Raw genomic sequence first — 7,833 nt, 5'->3', positions numbered from 1 at the left:
TGGCGGAGGCGGTGGTGGCGGTGCACCAAATGCGAAACGCATGCCTACAGTTGCCAGGTGAGCCTCGTAATCGGCATCATAGTTCGGGCCGCCATGAACGCCACCGAAGTCAAGACCTTCAGCAACTTTGTAGCGATAGCCCAGATCCAGCGTCAGCTGATCAGATACTTTGTAACCGAGGCCAAGCAGACCCTGGTAAGCAAAGCCCGTGTCGCTGTCGGAGAAACCGTTAGCAGCGGAAACGTCGGTACCGTTGGTGAAAACAAGGTTATTCGCTTTGGCATTCGCGCGCAGGACACCAAGACCCAAGCCGACATAGGGCTGGATCTCGCCTTCGCGGTTGAAGTCGTAAATGCCGTTCAGCATGAGTTCCATGGTCTGCAGGTTACCAGCTGTGGCTGGAACCGCACCGGATGGAGCGCCATTGTAGGAAGCAGCCGGAACGCTCAGGTCGTCATCGCCATAGCCGCCGACACCTTCAAGGCGGAAGCCGTTGTCAAAGCCGTAACCAAGACCGAGATCGAAACCGATGGTTTCATCAGCGTCGGACGTACCGCCCATCGTACCGACGACATCGCGGTCGGCAGGATCATGGTCGAATTGGCCCGAAAATCCGTAAGTTGCGTCGGCGCGGGCGTACCACCCGTCCTCAGCATGTGCGACAAAGCCGGCAGACGCAAATGCGGCCGCGGCTGTCGCGCACATAAGAGTTTTCTTCATACTCAATCCCCTTTTGTGTGCCGAATGACGGGATTGTCCTCGGCCGCAGGTTCATACGGGTTAAACCACGTATGGTTCCTGAATAAACTCATTTATCAGATACTTCGAGCCCTATTAGAGTCGCGTATCAGTTGAATAGCGGCATTTTTTATAACCGCGACCCAATTGCAACAGATTGTTGCCGACTCGTCAAACTTTTGGAACTTGCAAATTGCCAATGTTTTCAATGGTCGGGAACAATTGACAAGAAAAAAATGGTACCGCCTCCCCGGCTCGAACGGGGGACCCCTAGATCCACAATCTAGTGCTCTAACCAACTGAGCTAAGGCGGCACGATGAGCGGGAAATACCGCTCAATTCGTTTTGTTTCAAGCAAAACCCGGTAGCGAACTGCGCTCTACCTGATTCGTCTGACAAATCAGACTTTAGCGACTTGCTCGAACTCGAGATCGACCGGTGTTCCGCGGCCAAAAATGGAAACCGTGACCTTGAGGCGACCGTTTTCCTCATCGATTTCTTCAACAGAACCTTCAAAGCCCTGAAACGGACCATCGTTGACCTGAACCTGTTCGCCGATTTCGAAGGAAATCTGCGGACGCGGACGCTCGGCAGCTGAGTCGGTAGAGGAACCAAGAATGCGATCAACTTCACGCTGGCGAACTGGAAGGGGTTTCTTGCCACCTTCTGCTCCGAGGAAGCCCGACACTTTCGGCGTGTCTTTTACGAGGTGATAGACATCATCCGTCATGACGGCCTTCATAAGGACATAGCCCGGGAAGTACCGGCGCTCGACGGTCTTCTTCTTACCGCGCGCGACTTCGACGACTTCTTCGGTCGGCACCTGCATGTCTTCAATCAGGTCTGCCAGTCCTTTGCGTTCCGCTTGTTCGAGAATGGTCGAAGCGACCTTCTTCTCGAAGTTGGAATAAGCATGGACAATGTACCATTTGGCTTCAGCCATGAGGCCTACGCGCTCCCTAATGAAATGTTGACGGGCCGTTCTGGTCTCAGAGGCCCGTTATCGCCTTAACGGCCAAATTGATGACGAAATCGGCTAAGAACAGAAAAAGGGCGATCAGGATAGACATGATAACGACAAAAATCGTCGCCTGGATCGTTTCCTGACGGGACGTCCACGTCACCTTGTTCCCTTCGGCACGAACCTGCCGAAAGAAGGTAATAGGACCTACGCGTTTCTTTTTCACCTTATCGGCCATTCCGACTCTCTCTTGAAAAGCGGGGAGTTAGCGGTTTTGAGCCGCCACGTCCACGGTTAAGTACACTGCTGGCATTGTCTAGGCTAGGTGGTGTCTTGTGCAGGTCCTGCAAGGGAACGCTTGAGCTCAAAGCGGTTTGCCAAATTCGCGAGGCGGCAAACCCGGAACATCCACCCGAATCGCAAACAGGCTGCCTGATAAGGGTCGGGCATCCAGCTGCGGAAAGGACAAGCCGGATCGCGCGGTCGTTATGAACAGCGTCTTCAAGTCGTCATCTCCAAACGCCACGCTGGTTGGGCGTGTTGCTGCAAGAACGATAATCCGGTCAATCTCTCCATCCGGGGTCAGTCGAATGACTCGAGATGCATCCCACAGGCAGGTCCAAAGACAGCCTTCCGAATCAATGGCCGAACCATCTGGATAGCCCGCTAGCTCGAAAGTATCAGATAAAACCTTTCGCCCGGACAGCTTGCCGGTCTCTAGATCATGATCAAAAGACAGAATTTCCTGTTCTGCAGAATCGCATGTGTAGAACTTCCGTCCGTCTGGAGAAAATTGGAACGTATTGGTAATTAGGACCGATGGCAGGCGTAGCGCGTCAACTGACCCATCCAGGCTGAATTTGTAGTAGCCACCCTTCGGTTCCTTTTCGGATTCGTCCATTGTACCGAACCATAGGGACCCGTCCGGCGCGATGCCGCCGTCATTCGTACGATTTGTTTTCGGCTCCTCAGCCAGCACGGCAAGTCGATCATAGGCTTCGGTCGACGGGTCGTAGACTCCGATTTCCCGGTCACCGGCCATAAGTATGCTACCATCATACAGAGCAAGCGTACTGGCTTTTATGGGCAAGTCATAGCGTCGTGTATTGCCGGTTCTTGGATTGAATCTGTGAAGTTTCGCCCGCTTGATATCCACCCACCACAGGAAGCCTTCCGATGGGCTCCAGAGCGGCCCCTCACCTAGCGTGCATCCTGTCGGCGCAACACATTCGGGCGTCATGAACATCAGGCATCCTCGTTTTGGCAGATTACGCAAGTCCGACTCATCGTAGCGACTCGTTCGTCGACAAACCAGAAAGCTTTGCAATCGGCGGCGCACCTTGGTCTAAGGCATCCTTGGCAGACCGAACCGGAGCCCAAGCGCCAGGCGCATGCGATGCCACACTGATGTACCCGCCCATTCAGGTCACGCGACATCGACAAATTGTCAATCAATCAGTCGCTTCCGCAGGAGAGTCAGGCTAGTCGGTTTCGATGACCGACGACATCAATTCCTATTCGCCTGCTAGCGAAGCCATGGCTCGCTTGATCGACATCATGGCGAAACTTCGAGACAAGAACACGGGCTGTGCGTGGGATGTTGCGCAGAACTTCTCGACGATTGCACCTTATACGATTGAGGAAGCCTACGAGGTGGCCGATGCAATTCAGCGCGCCGATATGGATGAACTGAAGGAAGAACTGGGTGACCTGCTCTTTCAGGTCGTTTTCCACAGTCAGATGGCCAGAGAAGCTGGCGCCTTCGAGATCACGGATGTGGTCGAGGCGATCAATGCAAAAATGATTCGCCGCCATCCGCACGTGTTTGGCGATGAAAGCTCAAGAACGGAGGATCAACAGGTCGCCGCGTGGGAAGTGATCAAGGCGCAGGAACGCGCTGCCAAAGGACAACCCGAAGACTCCGCCAGCGCGTTGGATGGCGTTGCGCTCGCCCTGCCAGCTCTGCTACGCGCCGAGAAACTCCAGAAGCGGGCAGCGCGAGTAGGTTTTGACTGGACCGAGGCTGATGACATCTTCGATAAGCTGGCTGAGGAAACCGGCGAGGTACGTGAAGCCATCGAAACCGGCGACCCGGACAAGATAGAAGACGAACTGGGCGATCTACTGTTCGTTGCGGCCAATCTCAGCCGTCGCCTCAATGTGGATCCGGAACAGGCCTTGCGACGCGCCAATGCCAAATTTGAACGCCGCTTCCGCGCCATGGAAGGACTCGCTGAACAGGATGGTCAGGACTTTGCAGCGCTCGATATCGACGCGCAGGAATCTCTATGGCAGCGCGTGAAACAGCAGGAGCGCGTCAGGCAGGATTAAAGTCTGGAAATTCGGAATAGAATTGACCCAGCCTGTCATTGGGCAGGCGCGCTGTCATCACAACGTTCCCGCTGTCCAATGTCGTCTCCGAAAGGACTTCCCCGTTGCGGTGCAACCAGGCCCGGGCCCGCCCGTCCTTCGTCCCCAGCTCCAACTCGATCTCGGTCGCGCCCTTCAACAGAACGGCCTCAATGAGATTGAGCAATTCGTTGATCCCTGTTCCCGTCAACGCCGAAACAAGCACAGCCGGTGTATCGAGTGGCCCACGCGCAGAGAAGGCGAGCGCCTCGGCACGATCATCCGGAAGCAGGTCGGCCTTGTTCCAGACCTCAATCATGGGCGGCAATGGCAGGCCGGTCTCGGCCTCCAATTGCTCCAGCACGATCATCACATCTTCGGCCTGTTCCAGATCTGCCCGGCTCGATCGGTCGCGCACATGGACCAGGAGATCTGCCTGCATGGCCTCTTCCAGCGTCGCCTGGAAACTGTCGATCAGATGGGTCGGCAAATCTGTGATGAACCCGACCGTGTCGATCAAGGCCGCTTCGCCGAGGGTCGGCAGGTCAAACCTGCGGATCGTGGGGTCGAGCGTCGCGAACGGCATGTCCCGCGCGAAGACGTCAGCGCCGGACATCTGGTTGAACAGGGTCGACTTGCCGGCATTGGTGTAGCCCACCAGCGCAATCACAGGCTTTCCGCTCCGCTTGCGCCCTGCCCTTTGCACGGCGCGCGTGCGCTTCACATCGTCCAGATCACGGCGCAGCCGCAGGATCTTGTCGTCCAGCATCCGCCGGTCTGCTTCGAGCTGGCTTTCACCGGGGCCAGACAGGAAGCCGCCACCGCCCCTCTGGCGCTCAAGGTGGGTCCAGGTCCGCACCAGTCGCGACCGCTCGTAAAGGAGACGGGCCAATTCGACCTGAAGACGGCCCTCCTTGGTCCGGGCGCGCAAGCCAAATATTTCGAGGATCAAGCCCGTCCGGTCGATGACCTTCACTTCAAGCTTTCGCTCGAGGTTGCGTTGCTGAACCGGTGTCAGGTCACCGTCAACGACGGCTACGGTGCAATCATTCTGGCGGAGGTCTTCGGCCAATCGATCAAGAATACCTCCCGACAGCAAGACCGACGAATTCACTTTGCGAACATGTTCAGCGCGCAGGAAGGCCAAATTACAGCCAAGCGCTTCCACGAGGCCTGCCGTTTCTTGCAGACGGTCTTCGGTGGGTCTGTTTGCAGGTGTAAACCAAGGGATAATCACGCCAGCCACCTCGGGCACTGGCGTGCGATCAATCATCCTGTCAGTCAAAATGGCCTAGTCCGCATCCATTTCCTCATCAAACAACTGCACCGGGGCGCTTGGAGCAATTGTAGAGATGGCGTGCTTGTAAACAAGCTGTGGTGGGCGTCCGTCACCGCGAAGCAGAACACAGAAATTGTCAAACCAAGTCACCACACCCTGAAGTTTAACGCCATTGACCAGGAAGACTGTCAGGGGAGTCCGGGACTTCCGGACGGCATTCAGGAAGGTGTCTTGCAAATTCTGTTTTTTGTCGGCGGACATGACGGGAATCCAATCTGGCCTGTTCTTGTTATGTGTCGCGCTAACGGGATTACAGCTTCAGTGCAAGTGCGAACAGCCGTTACCCCCTCCAAAAGCTGAGGGAAAGGGCTGGAATTAGGGCTAAAACCTCCAATCGCCCGAGAATCATTGAAAAAATGATCAATGCTTGCGCAGGCCCAGTTAAGTCCACCGGATAGCTCCCCAGTACGGCTGCTGAATTGGTCAGACCGCCAATAGAGAGACGTATAGCCAGGATGAAATCCAGCCCCAGAAAGGCAAATCCGGACATGAGCAGGAATATCGAGAGTACGTAACCGATCAGATAAACCCAGACCCCTATCACGCTTCGTTCGTTCAATTCTCGATCCCGGAAACGAAATCCCAAGACCGACTGCCGATATCCGAGTTGACGGAATTCCTGACCAGCCCTTCGGGCCAGCACAATGAAACGCGCAATTTTGACTCCGCCCGCTGCAGACAGCGCCGACCCGCCGATCAAGGCCGGCAAAACCAGCACAGGAAGAGGAATGCGGTTGTAATCTGCAGGGTCAGACAGAGAGAGGCCGGACGTCGACAAGGCTGACAAAGCCCAAGACAATCCCTCGGTCACATTGAGATCGGACGCCACCGCAAAACCGACAAATACGAATAGCAATCCTACGAAAAGTGTAACTTCAGGGTCCGTAACAGCTTTGAGCGGCTTCCGGTCCTTCAGCGGCAACCAGATCGCCAGGCCCATGGCTCCAACTAGTAGACCAATGCCCAAAACGATAGATGGTCCTGTGTCCAGTGGTGCGCGCATGATGCCTTGTGGGTGCACCAGGCCAGTTGTCAGCGCACTCACCGAGTCGCCCAAGGCGCGTTCGGCCGGAACCCCCATGAAGACCAAAGCGGAGAACAGGGCGAGTATTGAAATTACCATCAATATGCTGACCACGCGGGCGACGCGCGGGACAGCATTGAAGAAGCTTGTTTCCGGCACGGTAAACAAGACGGTTCGATGAATGCCCGGACCGCCGAGATTGAGCGCAGCCAACACGCTGGCAGCTACCGTTATGGTGGCGAGTCCCCCCAATAGGTGCAGCATGCCGCGCCAGACAACCAGGCTGATTGGCCACTCATTGTTCTGGACAGAAATGACCGATTGCCCGGTGGTCGTAAGACAAGCAGTCGCCTCATGTATCGCGCTGAGAACGCTATCGTTTTCGACCCCCAGCACAAACGGCAAGCTAGTCGCCACCGGCGTGATAAACCACCACAGAATAACCGTTCCCAACGCATCGGAGGGTCGGGCCTTCCTATCCGGTTTGGGTGTGAGCAGCAGAACGCTGCTTGATACAACGACAATACACAGGACCATCGTGCCGAAGGCAAAGGTCTGGCTATCTTCACCCGCTGCAATCGCCATGAAGATTGACGGAATGCTGGCGGCAGCGACGATCAGCAGTAAGAAAGCAAGAACGCGGACGACAGAAGCGTAGTACATGATTTAGAAAAAGTCCGGACTGACCCGGAAGTACTTTTCAACCTTTCGAACCATCTCTTCCTGATAAAATATGATCAGATGATCTTCGGCTTGGACTGTAACATCAGGTCCGGCAATGAATACTTCCTTGCCGCGTATGACAGCAGCAGCGGTCATGCCTTCCGGCAAATCATCATAGCCAAGCGGCTTGCCGATCAGCGACGACGACTCGAGCGTTATTCCCTCTGCAACTTCCGCTTTGCCATCTTCAATGGACTGAAGCCCAAGAATACGTCCCCGACGCATGCGCAGCAGGATCTGTGAGACCGTGAGGGCCCGCGGATCGAGAACAGCATCCACTCGCAGATCACGTGCCAGCCCAGCCAGCTCAGTCGCATTCACGAGTGCCAGAGTACGTTTTGCGCCCGCACGTTTGGCCAAATTGGAAATCAGCAAATTGGCCTTGTCGTCATTGGTAATCGCAACCACGAAGTCGGCTTTCGGCGCACCAGCTTCCGCAAGGATATCAGGGTTCAGCCCATCGCCCTGAATGACGATCGTTCGCTTGACCTCGGACACGACTTCATTGGCCCGTTCCACATTGTGCTCAATGAGGCGGATGCGGTTCTTGCCTTCGCGCTCCAACGTGGTGGCAACATAGAGACCAACATTGCCCCCGCCAACAATCACGACATGCCCGGACTGTTCCGATTCCCGGTTGAAGATAGACGTCAGTCGGTCGGCATGTTCATCCTGAACGGCAACATAGGCACGATCTCC

9 protein-coding genes and 1 tRNA gene are annotated in these 7,833 nt (G+C 55.6%); 1 reads left to right on the top strand and 9 read right to left on the bottom strand.

Features of this window, described 5'->3' with window-relative positions:
* From B4F73_RS06690 to B4F73_RS06670, 5 genes are all read right to left on the bottom strand, one after another.
* A partial coding sequence (locus B4F73_RS06690) for an outer membrane protein (protein WP_290482811.1) occupies positions 1-720 on the bottom strand: 720 nt, incomplete at its 3' end.
* Between the two features lie 255 nt (positions 721-975).
* A tRNA-His gene (locus B4F73_RS06685) sits at positions 976-1,052 on the bottom strand.
* Positions 1,053-1,138: 86 nt separating this feature from the next.
* A complete protein-coding gene (nusG, locus tag B4F73_RS06680) occupies positions 1,139-1,681 on the bottom strand; it encodes a transcription termination/antitermination protein NusG (protein WP_034812852.1) in 543 nt (180 codons plus the stop codon).
* Positions 1,682-1,727: 46 nt separating this feature from the next.
* Positions 1,728-1,937 carry a preprotein translocase subunit SecE gene (gene secE / locus B4F73_RS06675; protein ID WP_034812848.1) on the bottom strand — a complete coding sequence of 70 codons (210 nt, stop codon included), beginning with the start codon at positions 1,935-1,937 and terminating at the stop codon, positions 1,728-1,730.
* Between the two features lie 126 nt (positions 1,938-2,063).
* Positions 2,064-2,939, bottom strand: coding sequence for an SMP-30/gluconolactonase/LRE family protein (locus B4F73_RS06670; protein ID WP_206990439.1), 876 nt, complete (start codon positions 2,937-2,939; stop codon positions 2,064-2,066).
* Between the two features lie 254 nt (positions 2,940-3,193).
* Here B4F73_RS06670 and mazG point away from each other — a divergent pair, with 254 nt between their 5' ends.
* Positions 3,194-4,030, top strand: coding sequence for a nucleoside triphosphate pyrophosphohydrolase (mazG, locus tag B4F73_RS06665; protein WP_290482810.1), 837 nt, complete (start codon positions 3,194-3,196; stop codon positions 4,028-4,030).
* On the opposite strand, the gene hflX is transcribed toward mazG, so the two are convergent.
* From hflX to trkA, 4 genes are all read right to left on the bottom strand, one after another.
* Positions 4,017-5,333 carry a GTPase HflX gene (hflX, locus tag B4F73_RS06660; RefSeq protein ID WP_290482809.1) on the bottom strand — a complete coding sequence of 439 codons (1,317 nt, stop codon included), beginning with the start codon at positions 5,331-5,333 and terminating at the stop codon, positions 4,017-4,019. The genes mazG and hflX overlap by 14 nt on opposite strands.
* A gap of 6 nt (positions 5,334-5,339) precedes the next feature.
* The gene (gene hfq, locus B4F73_RS06655; RefSeq protein ID WP_034812840.1) at positions 5,340-5,588 is read right to left on the bottom strand and encodes an RNA chaperone Hfq; all 249 of its coding nucleotides are present in this window, start codon (positions 5,586-5,588) and stop codon (positions 5,340-5,342) included.
* Between the two features lie 79 nt (positions 5,589-5,667).
* Positions 5,668-6,996, bottom strand: coding sequence for a potassium transporter TrkG (locus B4F73_RS06650; protein ID WP_290482808.1), 1,329 nt, complete (start codon positions 6,994-6,996; stop codon positions 5,668-5,670).
* 81 nt (positions 6,997-7,077) lie between these two features.
* A partial coding sequence (gene trkA / locus B4F73_RS06645) for a Trk system potassium transporter TrkA (RefSeq protein ID WP_290482807.1) occupies positions 7,078-7,833 on the bottom strand: 756 nt, incomplete at its 5' end.

Source organism: Hyphomonas sp. UBA3601, from assembly GCF_002375605.1.
GTDB lineage: Bacteria > Pseudomonadota > Alphaproteobacteria > Caulobacterales > Hyphomonadaceae > Hyphomonas.
This window is presented reverse-complemented; position numbering and strand designations above follow the sequence as displayed.

What these genes read in the sequence shown, in the direction of transcription:
- mazG (WP_290482810.1), top strand. Translation starts at nt 3,194, where the DNA reads ATGACCGACGACATCAATTCCTATTCGCCTGCTAGCGAAGCCATGGCT.
- hfq (WP_034812840.1), bottom strand. Translation starts at nt 5,588, where the DNA reads ATGTCCGCCGACAAAAAACAGAATTTGCAAGACACCTTCCTGAATGCC.
- B4F73_RS06650 (WP_290482808.1), bottom strand. Translation starts at nt 6,996, where the DNA reads ATGGCGATTGCAGCGGGTGAAGATAGCCAGACCTTTGCCTTCGGCACG.
- B4F73_RS06670 (WP_206990439.1), bottom strand. Translation starts at nt 2,939, where the DNA reads ATGACGCCCGAATGTGTTGCGCCGACAGGATGCACGCTAGGTGAGGGG.
- nusG (WP_034812852.1), bottom strand. Translation starts at nt 1,681, where the DNA reads ATGGCTGAAGCCAAATGGTACATTGTCCATGCTTATTCCAACTTCGAG.
- secE (WP_034812848.1), bottom strand. Translation starts at nt 1,937, where the DNA reads ATGGCCGATAAGGTGAAAAAGAAACGCGTAGGTCCTATTACCTTCTTT.